The organism is Neorhizobium huautlense (assembly GCF_002968575.1).
GTDB classification, from domain to species: domain Bacteria; phylum Pseudomonadota; class Alphaproteobacteria; order Rhizobiales; family Rhizobiaceae; genus Neorhizobium; species Neorhizobium huautlense.
This window is the reverse complement of record NZ_PVBM01000004.1, coordinates 192,161-210,722: the sequence shown is the minus strand read 5'-3', so window position 1 is coordinate 210,722 and position 18,562 is coordinate 192,161. Positions and strand designations below refer to the sequence as shown.

At 59.0% G+C, this 18,562-nt stretch carries 15 protein-coding genes and 1 pseudogene; 11 read left to right on the top strand and 5 right to left on the bottom strand.

All coding sequences use genetic code 11. The annotated features are described in order from the left end of the window. The first annotated feature begins 25 nt into the window (after positions 1-25). The 11 genes from C5L12_RS06640 to C5L12_RS06590 all read left to right on the top strand — a co-directional run bounded on the left by C5L12_RS06640 (position 26) and on the right by C5L12_RS06590 (position 12,947). The gene (locus tag C5L12_RS06640; protein ID WP_105371230.1) at positions 26-799 is read left to right on the top strand and encodes a DeoR/GlpR family DNA-binding transcription regulator; all 774 of its coding nucleotides are present in this window, start codon (positions 26-28) and stop codon (positions 797-799) included. Between the two features lie 109 nt (positions 800-908). Next, complete coding sequence (gene glpD, locus C5L12_RS06635) at positions 909-2,423, top strand: glycerol-3-phosphate dehydrogenase (RefSeq protein ID WP_105371325.1); 1,515 nt, start codon at positions 909-911, stop codon at positions 2,421-2,423. A 42-nt stretch (positions 2,424-2,465) separates the two neighbouring features. After that, positions 2,466-3,542: an ABC transporter ATP-binding protein gene (locus tag C5L12_RS06630; RefSeq protein WP_105371229.1), complete on the top strand. Its 1,077-nt coding sequence runs from the start codon at positions 2,466-2,468 to the stop codon at positions 3,540-3,542. Between the two features lie 14 nt (positions 3,543-3,556). Then, positions 3,557-4,627 carry an ABC transporter ATP-binding protein gene (locus C5L12_RS06625; protein WP_105371228.1) on the top strand — a complete coding sequence of 357 codons (1,071 nt, stop codon included), beginning with the start codon at positions 3,557-3,559 and terminating at the stop codon, positions 4,625-4,627. Between the two features lie 4 nt (positions 4,628-4,631). Further along, positions 4,632-5,498: a carbohydrate ABC transporter permease gene (locus C5L12_RS06620; protein ID WP_105371227.1), complete on the top strand. Its 867-nt coding sequence runs from the start codon at positions 4,632-4,634 to the stop codon at positions 5,496-5,498. Between the two features lie 13 nt (positions 5,499-5,511). Beyond that, entirely contained in the window at positions 5,512-6,339 is an 828-nt protein-coding gene (locus C5L12_RS06615; RefSeq protein ID WP_105371226.1) for a carbohydrate ABC transporter permease, read from the top strand. A 15-nt stretch (positions 6,340-6,354) separates the two neighbouring features. Then, on the top strand, positions 6,355-6,636 hold the full coding sequence (locus C5L12_RS06610) for a DUF2160 domain-containing protein (RefSeq protein WP_105371225.1): 282 nt from the start codon (positions 6,355-6,357) through the stop codon (positions 6,634-6,636). Positions 6,637-6,712: 76 nt separating this feature from the next. After that, entirely contained in the window at positions 6,713-8,443 is a 1,731-nt protein-coding gene (locus C5L12_RS06605) for an ABC transporter substrate-binding protein (protein WP_105371224.1), read from the top strand. Positions 8,444-8,664: 221 nt separating this feature from the next. After that, on the top strand, positions 8,665-10,515 hold the full coding sequence (locus C5L12_RS06600; RefSeq protein WP_105371223.1) for a type I secretion system permease/ATPase: 1,851 nt from the start codon (positions 8,665-8,667) through the stop codon (positions 10,513-10,515). After that, a complete protein-coding gene (locus C5L12_RS06595) occupies positions 10,502-11,818 on the top strand; it encodes an HlyD family type I secretion periplasmic adaptor subunit (protein WP_105371222.1) in 1,317 nt (438 codons plus the stop codon). Before C5L12_RS06600 ends, C5L12_RS06595 begins: the two co-directional genes overlap by 14 nt. Positions 11,819-11,906: 88 nt before the next feature. Continuing rightward, positions 11,907-12,947 carry a LacI family DNA-binding transcriptional regulator gene (locus tag C5L12_RS06590; protein ID WP_105371221.1) on the top strand — a complete coding sequence of 347 codons (1,041 nt, stop codon included), beginning with the start codon at positions 11,907-11,909 and terminating at the stop codon, positions 12,945-12,947. Positions 12,948-12,949: 2 nt separating this feature from the next. Here C5L12_RS06590 and C5L12_RS06585 read toward each other — a convergent pair whose 3' ends face one another. From C5L12_RS06585 to bglB, 5 genes and pseudogenes are all read right to left on the bottom strand, one after another. After that, positions 12,950-14,008: a carbohydrate ABC transporter permease gene (locus C5L12_RS06585; RefSeq protein ID WP_105371220.1), complete on the bottom strand. Its 1,059-nt coding sequence runs from the start codon at positions 14,006-14,008 to the stop codon at positions 12,950-12,952. A gap of 2 nt (positions 14,009-14,010) precedes the next feature. Next, positions 14,011-14,982, bottom strand: a complete 972-nt coding sequence (locus C5L12_RS06580) for a carbohydrate ABC transporter permease (protein ID WP_245422784.1) — start codon at positions 14,980-14,982, stop codon at positions 14,011-14,013. A gap of 10 nt (positions 14,983-14,992) precedes the next feature. Beyond that, positions 14,993-16,114, bottom strand: coding sequence for an ABC transporter ATP-binding protein (locus tag C5L12_RS06575; RefSeq protein WP_105371218.1), 1,122 nt, complete (start codon positions 16,112-16,114; stop codon positions 14,993-14,995). After that, a pseudogene (pglB, locus tag C5L12_RS06570) lies at positions 16,102-17,467 on the bottom strand (polygalacturonase PglB). The gene C5L12_RS06575 and the pseudogene pglB overlap by 13 nt, the downstream one beginning before the upstream one ends. Continuing rightward, positions 17,464-18,555: a beta-galactosidase BglB gene (gene bglB, locus C5L12_RS06565; RefSeq protein ID WP_105371216.1), complete on the bottom strand. Its 1,092-nt coding sequence runs from the start codon at positions 18,553-18,555 to the stop codon at positions 17,464-17,466. The pseudogene pglB and the gene bglB overlap by 4 nt, the downstream one beginning before the upstream one ends. Positions 18,556-18,562 lie beyond the last annotated feature (7 nt).

Here is an 18,562-nt window from a genome sequence, read left to right as displayed (position 1 = left end):
CAATATGAAAATATTGGGGGTTCGTATGCATCTAACCGAACGTCAGTCGAAAATCGTAGCGCTGGCCAAGTCCGCCGGGCGGGTGCTTGTCGAGGAACTGGCGGGCGAATTCCAGGTGACGCCGCAAACGATCCGCAAGGATCTCAACGATCTTTGCGCGGCGCAGCTTCTGACGCGTATCCACGGCGGGGCCACCTTCCCGCGCGGAACGGAGAACGTGCGCTATGATGCGCGCCGCCAGATCGCCGCGGCCGAAAAGCAGGCGATCGGTATCGCCGCGGCCGGGCTCATTCCCGACAATGCCTCCCTCTTCATCAATATAGGTACGACGACGGAGGCGGTCGGGGAAGCTCTGGATCACCATCAGGAATTAATGGTGATCACCAATAACATTAATGTTGCCAATCGGTTACGCCTCCTTGACGACATTGAAGTTGTGATCACCGGCGGCGTCGTGCGCCAATCCGATGGCGGTATCGTCGGAGAGGCGGCAGTCGATTTCATTCGTCAGTTCAAGGTGGATTTTGCGGTGATCGGAGCTTCGGCGATCGATTCGGATGGCGCCCTTCTGGACTACGATTTCCGGGAGGTGAAGGTAGCGCAGGCCATCATCGCCAACGCGCGTCATGTCATCCTGGTCGCGGACTCGACGAAATTCGAGCGCACGGCTCCCGTGCGCATCGCACAAATTTCCCAGGTTCATACCTTTATCACCGATCAATGCGACTCTCCTTCAATCCGCGATATCTGCCAACAGAGTGGTGTTACCATCATTGAGACGGCGAAAGAAAACCAATAATTTTTTGGCGCATTTGACATTCGTTTGACATTCGGAAAATTTCGTTCTTAATGGAATGGCTTTCGAAAAAGTCGAGGCGCTCTTTGATGGCGACTCGAAGTGGGGGAGAATGAGCGAGATTATCCACGATATCTTCGTGATCGGCGGCGGCATCAACGGGTGCGGCATAGCCCGCGACGCCGTTGGGCGCGGCTATTCGGTCGCGCTTGCGGAAATGGATGACTTTGCCTCCGGGACGTCTTCGGGAGCCACCAAACTCATCCACGGCGGTTTGAGATATCTCGAGCATTACGAATTTCGGCTGGTGCGCGAATCGCTGATGGAGCGCGAGGTGCTTTGGGCGATGGCGCCGCATATCATCTGGCCGATGCGTTTCGTCCTTCCCTATCACAAGGGCGGGATAAGGCCGGCCTGGCTCATTCGCATGGGCCTCTTTCTCTACGATCACCTGGGCGGGCGCAAGCGGTTGCCTCCGACGGCTGTCCTCGACATGCGGACCGATCCGGCAGGCAAGCCCCTCAAGGCGCTCTTCACCAAGGCTTTCGAATATTCCGACGGCTGGGTGGACGATGCCCGCATGGTCGTTCTCAACGCGCGTGATGCGGCTGACCGTGGCGCGCTTATCCTGCCGCGCACGAAGGTCGTGGCTGCCAGGCGCGAGAACTCGATCTGGACCGTCGACACCGTCGATGTCGTCTCGGGCCGGACGCAATCGCATCAGACGCGCATGCTCATCAATGCCGCAGGCCCTTGGGTCGATCACGTGATACGCTCCGCCTTCGGTCAGAGTGCGGCCCACAACGTCCGCCTCGTCCAGGGCAGCCATATTGTGGTGCGGAAGAAATTCGAAGGTCCGAGGGCCTATTTCTTTCAGAATCCCGACAACCGCATCATCTTCGCCATACCCTATGAGGATGATTTCACGCTGATCGGCACGACCGACCGTGATTACCATGGCGACCCCAAGGACGTGCACATCTCCGAGGAGGAGACGGAATATCTGTGCAAGGCGGCCAGTGAATATTTTCGCGAGCCCGTCACGTCGCGTGATATCGTGTGGACCTATTCGGCCGTTCGGCCGCTTTTCGATGACGGCGCCTCCAAGGCACAGGAGGCCACCCGCGATTATGTGTTGAAGCTCGACCTGGAGAACGGCGCGCCGCTGCTCAACGTGTTTGGTGGAAAGCTGACCACCTATCGGCGCCTGTCGGAGCATGCACTGCAGAAGATCGGCGAGGCGATAGGCTCCAAGGGACATTCCTGGACCGCGGGCAGCCATCTTCCAGGTGGTGATTTTGCCGTGGACGGTTACGAGACCGAGGTCAAACGACTAATGCAGCGGTATGGGTTCCTGACGACGGGGCATGCGCGTCGTCTGGTCCGCCGGTACGGGACAAAGGCACAGGTCATGCTTGATGGCGTGACTGATGCCGAGGGGCTTGGCCGTCATTTCGGCAGCAATCTTTATGAAGCGGAAGTGCGCTATCTCGTCGATCAAGAATGGGCGATGACGGCGCAGGATGTACTCTGGCGCAGGACCAAGGAAGGACTGCGTCTTACCGAACAAGAAGCGAAATCTTTGGAGGAGTACATGGCTGCCATACCGGCAAGAATGGTCGGTTAGGCAGGCATGTGGTCCCCGTTGCGAGGAGGCACGGGAGCCTGAATGCTGGAATTGCGAAACGTGGCCAAGATGGTTGCGGGAGATTATCATATCTACCCGACCGATCTTGCCTTTGAACGAGGCACGCTCAATGTCCTGCTCGGGCCGACGCTGGCGGGCAAGACATCGCTGATGCGATTGATGGCCGGGCTCGACCGGCCGACGAGCGGCTCGGTCTTCTTCGACGGCGCTGATGTCACGGGCGTGCGCGTGCAAGAGCGCAACGTGGCAATGGTCTATCAGCAGTTTATCAACTATCCGGCTCTGACCGTCTACGAAAACATAGCCTCGCCACTGCGCATCGCTGGCAAGGATTCCGCATCGATCGACAAGGCCGTGCGCCAGGCGGCGGAACTCTTGAAGCTGACGCCATATCTTGATCGCACGCCTCTCAATCTTTCCGGTGGGCAGCAGCAGCGAACTGCACTGGCTCGTGCGCTCGTCAAAAATGCCAGCCTCGTCCTGATGGACGAGCCGCTTGCCAACCTCGATTACAAGCTTCGCGAGGAATTGCGCGAGGAACTGCCGAAGATCTTTGCCCAGTCGGGAGCCGTTTTCGTTTACGCAACGACTGAGCCCTCGGAGGCACTCTTGCTCGGCGGCAATACGGCGACCCTTTCCGAGGGACGGGTGACGCAGTTCGGAAAGACGATAGACGTCTATCGCAGGCCCGCGGATCTCGTGACCGCCAAGACATTTGCCGATCCACCGCTCAATTTCATCGACGTGATCAAGTCCGGCGCCGTCTTTCGCCACCAGGATGTCGACAGTTTGCCCGTCCCTTCACATCTGTCCGAAATCCCGGACGGAGCGATGACGGTGGCCTTTCATCCCCATCATCTGGGGCTTACCCGGCAAACGGAGGATGCCGCACCATTGAGGGCGGTCACGCAGATCTCCGAAATCACCGGTTCGGAGAGTTTCGTGCATCTGGATTATAATGGCGCGCGCTGGATCATGCTGGCGGCGGGCATTCATGAGATCGATCCGGATACGCAAGTCGACCTTTTCCTCGACACGCGTCACCTTATGGCCTTTGGCAGCGACGGCCGGGCCATTGCCGTCAATGCCGTGGCCTAGGCGGGAGGAAAACTATGGCTCGCATCACACTCGATCATATTCGCCACGCTTACGGTCCCGCTCCGAAGTCTCCAAAGGACTATGCGCTGCGCGAAGTTCACCACGAATGGAATGACGGCGGCGCCTACGCGTTGCTTGGACCCTCCGGCTGCGGCAAGACAACCCTGTTGAACATCATTTCCGGACTGCTTCAACCGTCCGAGGGGCGCATTCTGTTCGACGGCAAGGATGTGACATATCTGTCGACCCAGGCCCGCAATATAGCGCAGGTTTTCCAGTTCCCGGTCATCTATGACACGATGACGGTCTACGACAACCTGGCCTTCCCTTTGCGCAACCGTGCGGTGCCCGAGGCGGAAGTCGATCGGCGCGTTCGCGAGATGCTGGAGATCATCGATCTTTCGGGATGGTCAAAGCGCAAGGCGCAAGGGTTGACCGCCGACCAGAAGCAGAAGATTTCGCTCGGACGGGGTCTCGTCCGAAATGACGTCAATGCTATCCTGTTCGACGAGCCGCTCACCGTCATCGACCCGCATATGAAATGGGTGCTGCGCTCGCAGTTGAAACGGCTGCACAAGCAGTTCGGTTTCACCATGGTCTATGTGACGCACGACCAGACGGAGGCTCTGACCTTCGCCGACAAGGTGGTGGTCATGTATGACGGCCAGATTGTCCAGATCGGGACGCCTGCGGAGCTTTTCGAGCGTCCGACCCACACGTTTGTGGGCTATTTCATTGGCTCCCCGGGTATGAACGTCATGCCGGCACGCGTGGAAGGTTCCGCCGTCGTCGTCGGAGGCGAGAGGATCGCGCTCGATTATTCCCCGCAGATCGGTGCCGGCGACCGCGCCGAACTCGGTATTCGGCCGGAATTCATTCGCATTGGCCGGGAAGGCATGCCGGTTGCGGTGAACCGTATCGAAGACATCGGGCGTCGAAGGATCGTCCGTGCGGATTTCCAGGGCCAGCGGATCGCCATCGTCGCATCCGAGGATGCCGAGATTCCGGCAGAGCCGCGCATCACCTTCGATCCCGCAGCCATCAATATCTACGCCAATTCCTGGCGCGTCGGCAGGGAGGCCTGAACTCATGCAGAAGACATGGAACAATAAAGCGTGGTTTCTGGTCCTGCCGGTTCTCGTGCTTGTCGCCTTTTCAGCGGTCATCCCGCTGATGACGGTGGTGAACTACTCGGTACAGGACACGTTCGGCAATAACGAATTCTTCTGGGCCGGCACCGACTGGTTCCTGGAGATTTTGCATTCCGATCGCTTTTGGGAGGCACTGCAGCGCAACCTGTTCTTCTCTTTCGTCATTCTCGCCCTACAGATACCGCTCGGGATTTTCATCGCGCTCAACATGCCCAAAAGCGGCATTGGCGTGCCGGTTTGCCTTGTGCTGATGGCGCTGCCGCTGCTCATTCCCTGGAACGTTGTCGGCACCATCTGGCAGGTCTTTGGCCGTGTCGACATAGGCTTGCTGGGCTATACGCTGCGGGCCTTGGGTGTTGACTACAACTATGTCCGCGATCCTCTCGACGCGTGGATCACGATCATCGTCATGGATGTCTGGCACTGGACCAGCCTCGTCGTGCTGCTCTGCTATGCCGGTCTCGTTTCCATTCCCGACGCTTATTACCAGGCGGCCAAGATCGACGGTGCGTCGCGCTGGTCGGTATTTCGTTACATCCAGCTTCCGAAGATGAAACGCGTATTGCTCATCGCTGTACTGCTGCGCTTCATGGACAGTTTCATGATCTACACCGAACCGTTTGTCGTGACCGGTGGTGGTCCCGGCAATTCGACCACCTTCCTTTCGATCGACCTGGTCAAGATGGCTGTCGGGCAATTCGACCTCGGACCGGCGGCCGCCATGTCGATCATCTACTTCCTCATTATCCTGCTGCTCTCATGGATCTTCTATACCGTGATGACCAGCAGCGACGCGAACGGTTGAGGGGAGAGCGCCAATGGCCGAGACAACTAAATTTAAGCCTGCCGGAAACCTCTCCTGGCTCGTATCGACCCTTTACATCCTCTTCCTGCTTTTGCCGATCTACTGGCTCATCAATATGAGCTTCAAGGAAAACGCGGAAATCACCGGTGCCTTTTCGCTCTGGCCGCAAAATCCGACGCTTAGAAACTATAGCGTGATCTTTACCGATCCGTCCTGGTACAACGGATATATCAATTCCATCATCTACGTCGTGCTGAACACGATAATCTCGGTATTGGCCGCGCTGCCGGCTGCCTATGCGTTTTCCCGCTACCGTTTTTTGGGCGACAAGCACCTTTTCTTCTGGCTGCTGACGAACCGCATGGCTCCGCCGGCAGTCTTCGCCTTGCCGTTCTTCCAGCTCTATTCGGCTTTCGGTTTGATCGATACACACATTGCGGTCGCTCTCGCCCATTGCCTGTTCAACGTGCCGCTGGCGGTGTGGATCCTGGAAGGGTTCATGTCGGGCGTGCCGAAGGAGATCGATGAGACGGCCTATATCGACGGCTATTCCTTCCCGCGGTTCTTCGTGAAGATATTCATGCCGTTGATCGCGTCGGGGATCGGCGTTGCTGCCTTCTTCTGCTTCATGTTCTCCTGGGTCGAGCTCCTGCTCGCTCGCACGCTGACGACAACTGCCGCAAAGCCGATCTCCGCCATCATGACCCGAACGGTTTCGGCCGCCGGCATGGACTGGGGGGTGCTGGCCGCGGCAGGCGTTCTGACCATCGTTCCGGGAGCGCTGGTGATCTATTTTGTCCGCAACTACATCGCCAAGGGCTTTGCGCTCGGCCGCGTTTGAGGAGGAGAATTACCTATGACCTTTTCCTGGATGGCCTGGACGCTGCCGACGGCGCTGTTTTTCCTGTCGATCCTCGCGCTTTTGATCGGCATGAGCGTTTGGGAATATTTCGCTCCAGGCGGTTCGCCGCGCGTAGGGATTCTCCGCTTCGAGACGACTCGTGGAGACCGGCTGTTCATTTCGCTGCTCGGGGCGGCATTCATTCATCTCGCATGGTTGGGACTGATTGGTCCCAACCTGTGGTGGGCTCTTGCCATAGCCGTGGTTTACGCAATCGGCGTTTTCCGCTTTGTCTGAGGCAAGCTGATACGGTGTCCGGATGTACCGGCCATCTTCTAACTGAACGTGCACTCGCAAACTCTGGGAGGATATCATGCGACGGCATCTTATGACGACAACAGCGGCAATGCTGCTGGCAATGACGGGTTCGGCTTTCGCGGGCATGAACGAAGCCAAGCAATTCCTTGACAAGGAAATCGGCGACATGTCGACGCTTTCCAGCGCCGAGCAAGAAAAGGAAATGCAGTGGTTTATCGATGCGGCGAAGCCTTTCGCCGGCATGGACATCAAGGTCGTTTCCGAAACCATCACCACTCACGAATACGAGTCCAAGGTGCTGGCGCCTGCCTTCACGGCAATCACCGGCATCAAGATCACCCACGACCTGATCGGCGAAGGCGACGTGGTTGAAAAGCTGCAGACGCAGATGCAGTCGGGCGAAAACATCTATGACGCTTACATCAACGACTCCGACCTGATTGGCACCCATTGGCGCTATCAGCAGGCGCGCAGCCTGACCGACTTCATGGCGAAGGAAGGCAAGGACGTCACCAACCCCAACCTCGACATTGACGATTTCATCGGCAAGTCCTTCACCACTGCACCGGACGGCAAACTCTATCAGCTTCCGGACCAGCAGTTCGCCAACCTCTACTTCTTCCGCTACGACTGGTTCAACGACGAGAAGAACAAGGCGGACTTCAAGGCCAAGTACGGCTATGATCTCGGTGTTCCGGTCAATTGGTCGGCCTACGAAGATATTGCCGAGTTCTTCACCGGCCGCGAGATCGACGGCAAGAAAGTCTATGGCCATATGGACTACGGCAAGAAGGACCCATCGCTCGGCTGGCGATTCACCGACGCCTGGCTCTCTATGGCCGGCAACGGCGACAAGGGCATCCCGAACGGCAAGCCGGTCGACGAGTGGGGTATCAAGGTCGATGAGAAGTCGCGTCCGGTCGGCTCGTGCGTTGCGCGCGGTGGCGACACCAATGGTCCTGCGGCCGTCTACTCGATCCAGAAGTACCTCGATTGGATGAAGGCCTATGCGCCGGCGGCTGCCCAGGGCATGACCTTCTCTGAATCCGGTCCGGTGCCGTCGCAGGGCGAAATCGCCCAGCAGATGTTCACCTATACGGCCTTTACCGCGGACTTCGTGAAGGAAGGCCTGCCGGTCGTGAACAAGGACGGCACGCCGAAGTGGCGGTTCGCTCCGTCACCGCATGGGGTTTACTGGAAGGATGGCATGAAGCTCGGCTATCAGGATGCCGGTTCCTGGACGCTGATGAAATCCACGCCCGACGACCGCGCCAAGGCCGCCTGGCTCTATGCGCAGTTCGTGACCTCGAAGACTGTCGACGTGAAGAAGAGCCATGTTGGCCTTACCTTCATCCGCCAGTCGACACTCGACCACAAGTCCTTCACCGACCGTGCGCCAAAGCTCGGCGGCCTGATCGAGTTCTACCGCTCGCCGGCGCGCCTGCAATGGTCGCCGACCGGTACAAACGTTCCTGACTATCCGAAGCTTGCCCAGCTGTGGTGGCAGGCGATCGGCGACGCGTCCTCCGGCGCCAAGACCGCTCAGGAAGCAATGGACTCGCTTTGTGCCGAACAGGAGAAGGTTCTGCAGCGTCTCGAACGCGCCGGCGTTCAAGGCGATGCGGGTCCGAAGCTCGCCGAAGAGCATGACCTCGAATATTGGAACAAGGATGCCGTGGCGAAGGGTAACCTCGCGCCGCAGCTGAAGGTGGCAAACGAGAAAGAGAAGCCTCTGACGGTCAACTATGACGAACTCGTCAAGAGCTGGGCGAAGGCAACCAAGTAGACGCAGCTTTCAGATCAGATCCGTCGCGAAATCGTCCTTCCCGGTCGCCCGGGAAGGACAATTTGTTTTGTCTGAAAGAGGACACGCAATCTCGCGGAACGGTCCCCGGTGTCGTGAAAACGACGAATTGCTTGATCAATTCTGATACCTATGCTTCGATTGTCTCAACTGGCATTGGCGCTTGCACTCGGCAGGCCCTTGTTTTCTAGCCCGGGAATTGGATGTCTGGATCATTTAATGCTGTTCCGCTGCAGCGTCGCACTGCGGCGGATGCGTTCCCGCTGAAGCAGAGCATTGTCAGCATTGCTGTGATCAGCGGTATCGTCAATATCCTGGCCCTGACCTCGCCGTTGTTCATGCTTCAGGTCTATGACCGGGTGCTTGCAAGCGGCAGCGTCCCGACGCTGATCGGTCTTGCCGCGCTTGCGACCGGCCTTTACGCCTTTCAATCCATGCTCGACGTCATCCGGGCACGGGTGCTCCTGCGGATCGGAGAGGGCTTTGATCTGCGGCTCTCAGGCCGGGTCCACGACGCGGTGACCCGCTTGCCTTTGCTGACCCGCATGCCGGGCGATGGTCTGCAGCCCTTGCGCGACCTCGACAATGTCCGCGGCTTTCTCTCAGGCAATGGCCCGACGGCCTTTTTCGACCTGCCCTGGATGCCGCTCTACCTGGCGATCTGCTTTCTGTTTCACTTCTGGATTGGCGTCACGGCCCTTGCAGGCGCAATCATCCTCGTATGCCTGACCTTGCTCACCAATGGTCTGTCAAAAAAGGCGATACGTGATGCCATATCCTCGAATATGGCCCGTAACGGCCTCTTGGAGGCTGCCCGTCGCAACGCCGAAGTGGTGCAGGCGATGGGGATTGGTCGGCGGATTGCCGCGCGCTGGCAACTGACCAATGCGGACTATCTGGCCGCCAACCGCAAGGCAGGCGATGTCGCCGGTGGATTTGGCAGCATTTCCAGGTCGTTGAGGATGGTGCTGCAATCGGCCATTCTTGCCGTGGGTGCCTATCTTGTCATTACGCAGCAGGCGACCGGCGGTGTGATGATCGCCAGTTCGATCATGATGGGTCGCGCGCTTGCGCCCGTCGATCTCGCCATAGCAAGCTGGAAGCCCTTCCTGATGGCGCGGCAGAGCTGGACGAGGCTGAAGGATCTTCTGGCGAAGGTTCCGGAAACTGCTTCGATGACGGCGCTGCCGGTTCCTGAAAAGGAGTTGCGCGTGGAGGGCGTGACCGTCATGCCTCCGGGCGAGAGAAAGCCGACCGTGGCGGGACTGGGCTTTGCAGTTGCTGCTGGGAGCGCATTGGGAATCATCGGCCCCTCGGGCTCGGGCAAATCAACGCTGGCGCGCGTGCTCGTGGGGGCATGGGTCCCTGCCGCCGGCAAGGTCCGTCTGGACGGCGCAAGCCTCGATCAATGGGATGCCGAAGCCCTCGGACGTCACATCGGCTACCTACCTCAGGGCGTGGAACTGTTCGACGGCACGATCGCGGAGAATATCTCCCGGTTCGAGGATGACGCCGATGCGCAGGCCGTGGTCGCCGCCGCTAAGGCCGCGGGAGCCCATGAGCTTATCTTGCGTTTCGATCAAGGTTATGAGACGCGGATTGGCGAGGCGGGGTCGGCGCTTTCGGCCGGACAGCGCCAGCGTATCGGACTTGCCAGGGCGCTTTACCGCGATCCCTTCCTCGTCGTTCTTGACGAGCCCAACGCGAACCTGGACGCCGAGGGCGAAGCCGCAGTGATCAGGGCTATCGCCTCGGTTCGCCAGAGGAAAGGCATCGCCATCGTGGTTGCGCATCGTCCAAGCGCCATTGGCGCGGTTGATCTGGTGCTGATGATGGAGGCTGGCCGCCAGAAAGCTTTCGGACCGAGGGACGAAGTGCTGTCGCAGGTTCTCAAGGCCACGCCGGTGCCGCCGCCCGCAAACGCGGGCTTTCCCGCAACTGGTGCCGCTGTAACGCCGCTGCGTGTGGTTGCAAGTCCTTTCCGCCCCGCGGCGAGCGATGAAAGCAAGGCGGGATCTGAAATTGGTTCGGAGGAATCCGATGTCAAACGTTGATCGCCTGACCGGCGAGGTCACGGGTTCCATTCGACGGCATCTGGCGGTTGGCCTGTTTACCGGCGTGTTGATGGTGGGTGGTGCAGGCGCCTGGGCTGCCGTGACGAATTTGTCCGGTGCGGTGGTCGCTTCAGGACATTTCGTGGTCAACTCCTATGTGAAGAAAGTCCAGCATCCCAAAGGCGGGGTCGTGGGCGAAATTCTCATTCGCGAGGGGGACGAAGTCGCCGCGGGTCAGATTGTCATGCGGCTCGATGCGACGCAGACGCGTGCGAACCTCGCAATCGTCACAAAACGGCTGGACGAACTGTCCGCCAGAATGGCGCGGCTGGAAGCCGAGCGCGACGATCTTGATACGATCGTATTTCCCGATCCGCTGACGACGCGAAGCAACGATCCGAATGTCGCCTCGGCGATGCGGAGCGAGACGCGCTTGTTCGAATTCAGGAAGCAATCGAGGGAAGGAAAGAAAGCGCAGCTTCGCGAGCGCATCGCCCAGTTCGAACATGAGATCGAAGGGTTGAAGGCGCAGGAAGCGGCCTACCAGCAAGGGATCGAGGTATTGAACAAGGAAATCGCCTCCCTGGGCGGTCTGCGCGAGCAGGGTATCGTATCGGATCAGCGCTTGAACAGCTTGAGAACACAGGTCGCGACTTTCGGGGGCGAACGGGGAGAGAAGGTTGCCTATCAGGCACAGGCAGCGGGCCGCATCACCGAAACAAGGCTTCAGATTCTCCAGGTCGATCAGGATCTGAAGGCGGAAGTCGGACGCGAGCTCAGGGAGGTGCAGGCCCAGGTCGGCGAATATATCGAGCGGAAGATTGCCGCCGAGGACGAATTGAAGCGCGTGGACATCATTGCACCGCAATCCGGCATCGTCCACCAACTTGCCGTGCATACGGTTGGCGGGGTGATTTCACCGGCCGATCCGGTCATGCTGATCGTACCGGAAGGCGACGATCTGGCATTGGAGGTGCAGATTGCGCCGAAGGACATCGATCAGATCCAGCTTGGCCAGAAGGCGGTCCTGCGGATGTCCGCCTTCAACCAGCGGACGACCCCCGAACTGATAGCCCATGTCAGCCGGATTGCCGCCGACCTGACCACGGATGAGCGGAATGGGCTGTCCTTTTATCTGGTGCGTCTCTCTGTTACGGCGGAGGAAATGAAGAAACTCAGGGACCTGTCGCTCGTTCCCGGGATGCCGGCCGAGGCGTTGATCCAGACTGAAGACCGCACCGCTCTTTCCTATCTGTTGAAGCCCCTCTCAGACCAGATCAATCGAGCCTTTCGTGAAGAGTGACGGGGACGACAAAGAGCTCGGCGTTCGGCTTGCATAAGGTCTCTGCGAAGTATCAGACGAGTGTCGGGAAGCGTTAAGCGGTGCGGATGTGAAAGCGAAGATCGGATTGAAAGATGTCGCGCTCGACGCAGGCGTATCCCTCAGCACTGCCTCGCATGTCTTGAACGGCACTGCCCCCATTTCCGTCGAGGTGCGGGATCGCGTGCTGAATTCCGCCCAGCGGCTGGGTTATCTCGAGAAACGGAAAAGCCGCGCGACGATCGCAACATTGAGGACAATCCTTTTGGCTGTGACCAGCGACGCAGCGCCGCGCAGCGATCTCAATCTGGTCAGCTGGACGATGCTTAATGGTTTGCGCCAGGAATGCGAGCGGCGCAGCATTCGCTTCGTACCGTTGGTCAGTGCCAGCAACCGGATCGACCCGGCGGAGGTGCGTCGATCGGCTGAGGCGGAGAAGGTGGATGGCATCGTCGTTCTCAACGACGACCGACCCGAACTTATCCGCAGTCTGGCGGCGCTTCAGACGCCGCTCGTCATCCTGAACGGCGAGGATCCCTCCATGCTGGTGGATACGGTGACGGGGGAGAATCGGTTCGGAGCTCGTCAGGGGGCGGAACATCTCCTTTCACTCAGGCACCGGCGGATCATGCACTTGACCTGGAAAGGGCGGACGACCATTCGGCGGCGATATGACGGGTATACCGATGCACTGCTTGCGGCAGGTATTCCCATTTCGCCGGACTTGGTCATCGAGGCGGAGGGATTCGAGCCGGTTCAGGGCGAAAAAGCCATTGCGAGAATTTTGGCCGAAGACCGCGATCTGCGCGGTGCCACGGCGATCTTCTGCGCAGCCGATAACCTTGCTCTTGGCTGTCTGAAGGCGCTTTCCGACGCAGGCATTCGAGTGCCTGAGGATGTTTCGGTCCTGGGCTTCGACAATATTATCCTTGGCGAATTCAGCTCGCCGCCGCTTTCGACCGTTCAATTGCCGAGTGATCGGCTTGGCGCCGCTGCGCTCGGGTTGCTGGAGCAGCGGCTGCTAGCCAATGATCCTCTACGCCCCGCTCACCGCCTGGAACTCGGCTGCCGCCTGGTATTGCGGGGCAGCGTTCAGCCACCCCGCCGCTGAAGTCATTTCATTCCCGTGCCGGCGATGCCGGTGGTGATGTATTTCTGCAGAAATAGGAAGACGGCAGTCACCGGTAACAGGCTGAGAAATGTCATGGCGAGAATGTAGTGCCATTGGACCGAGAACTCTCCCTGGAAGGCGTTGAGCCCCACCTGCAGCGTAAAGTTTTCCCGACTGCTCAAGACGATCAGAGGCCAGAGGAAGTCGTTCCATCGCCAGAGGACCGAGAATATCGCGAGAACCGCAAGCGCTGGAGCCGTGAGCGGCAGGATTATACGCCAGAAGATACGGAACTCGGTTGCGGCGTCGACGCGTGCGGCTTCGATCAGCTCGTCCGGAATGGTCAGCATGTATTGACGCAACAGGAAGACGCCGGTCGGCGAGGCAATTGTGGGAATGATAATCCCCCACAGACTGTCGACGAGGCCGACTCCCACGACGACCAGATAGGCCGGTACCATGACGACCGTCAGCGGGATCATCAGTGTCGAGATGATCAGCACGAAGATCGCGTTCTTGCCGCGGAAACGGTATTTGGACAGCGCAAAGGCCGCCATAGCGTTGACGATCAACGTCAGAAGGGTCGCGACAAAGGTAACAAAGACCGAGTTTTTCAAGAAGGTCAGGAAGTCGAACCTGGTCAGGGGATCGGTGTAGTTTTCAGTCGCTGCGGTCAGTTTCTGGATGGGCGACATCGTCCTGACGTCGACGCTCACAGGTGCTTCGGGCGACTGCGGATCGACCATTTGCGCTTTGAGGCCGATGCGACGGACCATCGCCATCTCGCGCGTCTTGCCGTCTATGGTGACCGTCCAGAGGCTCAGCGGCTTGTCGTATCCCGGAACGTTCATTTCTACGGCGGTGCGCGGCAGCAGGGTAGGCGGAAAACGGGTGATTTCAGCAGCCGGTTTAAGGGAAGACAAACCCGCCCATGCGACCGGAACGAGAACGGCGAGGGTGCCGGCGATCAGCCAGAGCCAGGACAGGATGTCGGTCATCCCGATACGTCCAGGCCGGCGGGTGCGAGTGAGAAAACCGATGGGATTGAAGCCATGCGACATGATCAGGACTCCATCTTGCGGCCGAGGCGCAGCTGAATGAGTGTTAGAACCAGAAGCACCAGGCCCATCAGCACGGAAGCTGCCGAAGCAAGGCCGAACAGGCGAAGATCGCTGCCGAATGCCATTTGGTAGATATATTGCACAATGAAGCTGTTGGCCGTGCCGGGCCCACCGCCATTGGTCAAGACCCAGGCTTCGTCGAAGATCTGCACGGAACGGATCATCAGCAGGATAAGTACGACGAGAAGATTTGGTCCAAGGAGCGGCAGAGTGATGCGCAGGAGCGTGCGGCGCGGCGAGGCGGCGTCGATTGCGGCCGCTTCGTAGAGATCCTTCGGTATCGCCTGCAACCCGGCAAGCAGGATGAGCGTATAAAAGCCCATATGGAACCAGACGGAGACCACCACCACGAAAAAGCGCGACCAGCCGACGTCGAGAAGGAAGATTTCCGGCGGGACGCCGAGCATCTGCAGAAAGGCGTTGAGCAAGCCGTTGCGGTCCAAAAACCACTTCCAGATCAAGCCGATCACCACGGGTGACAACAGAACCGGATAAAAGAAGATCGCTCGAAAAAAGCCGCGCGCAGCAATGGCGCGATTGAGTATCAACGCGGTGATCAACGCCGCCAGCAAGGTCGCCGCAACGTTGAAGGCGACGAACCAAAGGGTATTCCAGATCGCCGTCCAGAAGAGGGACTCTCGGCAGCTGCCTGGGCGTAGATAATCCTCGCACTCGAGAAGCTGGCGGAAATTGTCGAAACCCACGAAAGGGCGATCGGAGACGAAAAGCTCCGTACCGCCCGTAAAGGCATATCCGGCGGCAATGGCGATCGGCAGGAAAGTGAAAATGCCGAAAAGGATCAGATTGGGCGCGAGGAAAAGATAGGGCATCCGCTTTCGCCCCATAAGGCTTTCCAAGGCGTTGACCGGAGCCTCGATGATCCCCATCAATAACTCGCCGAACCGTCCGATCATGTCTCTTCCCTTAAGCAACGGCATGGGATTCATCCCGCTGTTTGGCTTTACGCGGGATTGCCAGACCTGTTTCGGGATCAAAGACGTGCAGCCGCTCGGGTGGCGGTGCGATCCTCAGTCTGGAGCCTGGGGCCGGCGAGAAATGCCCCGCTTGATGGATGATGATCTGATCACTTTGGCCCTCAAGCGTCCCATAGACATAGGTTTCGGTTCCAAGGCTTTCGTAATAATGGACCACGAAAGGCAAGCCGTCTTTCTCGTTGACCGAAAAATGCGCCGGCCGCACACCCGCCAGAACCGGCTTCCCGATCATCGAGGCGTTGGGCTCGATCCCCGCCGACCAGGTGGTGCCGTGGCCCATATCCAACGTCATGCACCCATCATGCATGCCGATGACGGTTCCCTTCAGCATGTTCATGCGGGGCGAACCCAGGAAACCGGCGACGAACAGGTTCTTCGGCCCCTCGAAAAGTTCGAGTGGTGTCCCGACTTGCTCGATTCGCCCGCTGTTCAGCACGACGATCTGGTCGGCCATGGTCATGGCTTCGACCTGGTCATGGGTGACGTAGATCATCGTGGTCTTGATGTCCCGATGCAGCTTGGTGATCTCCGCACGGGTCTGAACGCGCAAGGCGGCATCCAGGTTGGAGAGGGGCTCGTCGAACAGGAAGATGTCGGGGTTGCGTACGATCGCCCGCCCGATCGCGACCCTCTGGCGTTGACCGCCGGAAAGCTGCCTGGGTTTTCTGTCCAGATAAGGTTCGATGGCCAGCATGCGCGCGGCTTCGTTGATGCGGACCTCGATCTCGTCGCGCTTGAATTTCAGATTTTCCAGGCCGAAGGCGAGGTTCTTGCGTACGCTCATATGCGGATAAAGAGCATAGGACTGGAACACCATGGCGATCTTGCGCTCCGCAGGCGACAGGTGGACGACATCGCGTCCACTGATCTCGATCTCTCCTGCCGTGATGTCTTCCAGACCGGCTATGATCCTCAGGAGCGTTGACTTTCCGCAGCCCGACGGACCGACGAATACGACAAATTTGCCTTCGTCGATTGACAGGTTGATATCGTGCAGGACCGTGAGCGCGCCGAACGATTTACTGATATTGGTAAGCTTTAGATTTCCCATTTCCTGCTCCCGTCAGGTTCAGCGCGCCTGATAAACGACTGGCTCTTCACTCCAGCCGATTGGCAGCGGCTCAGGTCGGTCGACCTGCATGTCGTCGATTGTTATTCCTTCAACGCCGGCGGCAAAGAGCACCGGCATTCCTCCCGGATAATTGACCATTCCGATCACGCGCCCGTCTGCCCCTTTGGTCCAGGCGTTCGCCCGGCCCGCCGCATCGGTGCTGGGCGCCAGATCGGCATTGGTCGGCCTCAGATCGTAGCAAAGGGCCGTACCGAGGGCCCCCATTTCTTGTTGGAGCCTGAGGCGTGACAGCTTCACATCCGTAATTCGGGCCGCCGAAGTCGAGACAAGCGTCATGGCGCCCTGCATGCTGCCTGAAAGATCCTCGACGATGAGATTCGAGACCTGTCCCGCTTGTCGCTCGGGCATGCGATCGACGACTGTTACAGTCAGGGCTTCGCCCGAACCCCAGAAGCCGTCGAGCGTCTCATGGCAATCGACCGCAATGCGGTGGAAGCGGACATTGGTGATCCGACCGCCATCACGGGAGAACAGCCCCAGGGCGCGGTTGGAACTTTGGACACGGCAGTCCTCGAAAAGAATATCGGAGAAGTCGCCATAGGACTCCGTGCCGATCTTCAAAGCACAGCTGAAACTTTCGACGAGGCAGCGGCGCACGTGGATGTCAATGCACTCTCCGATCGCGCTACCGTCCGGGCCGGCGCTGGTTTTGAGGCATATGCCATCGTCTGCGGTGGAAATCACGCAGTCTTCAATGAGTGCATGGCGACAGGCGTCGAGAACGATGCCGTCGGTATTGGGAAGCCGTCTATTGTTGGATACCGTCAGACGCCTGACATGGACATCCGCGCAATTTACCAGGTGCACCGTCCACATCGGGGAATCGCGAATTTCCAGTTCTTCGAGCCGGACACCTCGGCAGTTTTCGAAGACCACGACACGCGGCCGCAATGGCGCTGGAATGAACGTGCCCATGTCGGGATCGTCGCCGGCGATGAAGCATTCGCCGGCTGCTTCAATCCGGCCGGGGCCGGTCAAGCTGATATCGGTAGCGTCCTTTGCGACAATGATACCGCGATCCGATTTTTCGGCGATGACCGAAACGGTCGTCCCTCCATAGGCGTCATAGGAGGGGATCGGGCGCAGGATCGCATCATTCGCCAAATGAAGCTCCACCCCGGACTTCAGCCGGAGGCCGCGGGTCATGTGGACCCCTGCACCCAATTCGACGCAGCCACCGCCACTATCGCAAGCCTGATCGATCGCAGCCTGAATGCGGTCGGTCTGATCCTGATCGGAGGCATCAATGAGAAGGGCGGGACGCCTTGTCATTCTTGCTCCTCGCCTTCGAGGAGCACTTCGGTCAACAGCAGCATTGTAAGCGCCTGGCCGTAAGGGGTAGGCAGGTTTGGAATGCGCCGATAGAATTCCAGGTCATGCCCCATGGGTGTGCCGTCGGAAACGCCCTGCACAACGCCCTCGTTGTCGATATGAGCAAGGACGGCCGCCAACGCGTTTTCGGCATGTCGGCGGTCGGCCGCCGGCAGAATCCCCGCTTCGATACCGCGCAGGATTCCATAAGCAATACCAGCGGTCGCCGAAGTCTCCACCGGCGAGGTCGGATCATCCAGGAGGGTATGGAACATGCCGTCGGGCCGCTGGAGTTTCTTCAGCGATCGTACCTGGCTGGCCAGAACATTTGCCAGGAAACGCTTGTCCTTGCTGTTCAGCTCGGGAACCAGCTTGAAGAGCTCCGGAATGGCGACGGTAATCCAGGCGTTGCCGCGTGCCCAGAAGGCCTTGGCAAAATTGTGCCGGCCGTTGAAGGTCCAGCCGTGATACCAAAGCCCGGTCACCGGATCCGAAAGATAGCGTGCATGGACCATGAACTGATAAACGGCTTCGTCTACCCAGTCGGGCCGGCCGATGACGACGCCGGCTCTCGCCAGGAAGAGACAGGCCATGAACAATGTATCGTCCCACAGTTCCCCGTCGTTCAACCGCTCCTTTACGACATGCTGAAACCCCCCGTCTTCGGTCTTCGGCAAAGCGTGGACAAGCCAGTCCGCCCAATCCTCAACGAGGCCGCGAAATTCCGGCCTGTCGACATGCTCGATCAGGATGGCGAGTGGAAGCATCGGAGCCGTACTGTTGATCTGTCGTGGCGGCAGGCCGCGCGCAATCTGGCGCGCATACCAATCGACAAGATCGTCTATGGCGAGCTGATCCTTGGCGGCGGAGGCGCGCCGCAGGAAACCATAGAGACCGACGCCGACTTCCCAATCCCATTCATCGAACTGGATACCGCCGGCATCCGCACCGACCAAGCCTTCCTTGATGCCCTTGAGGCGGCTGAAAGCTTTCGCAACCAGGTCGATCTTGTTCCTGAGAACGGGCTTGGTGAGGGGCATCGCATCCATAGGCTCA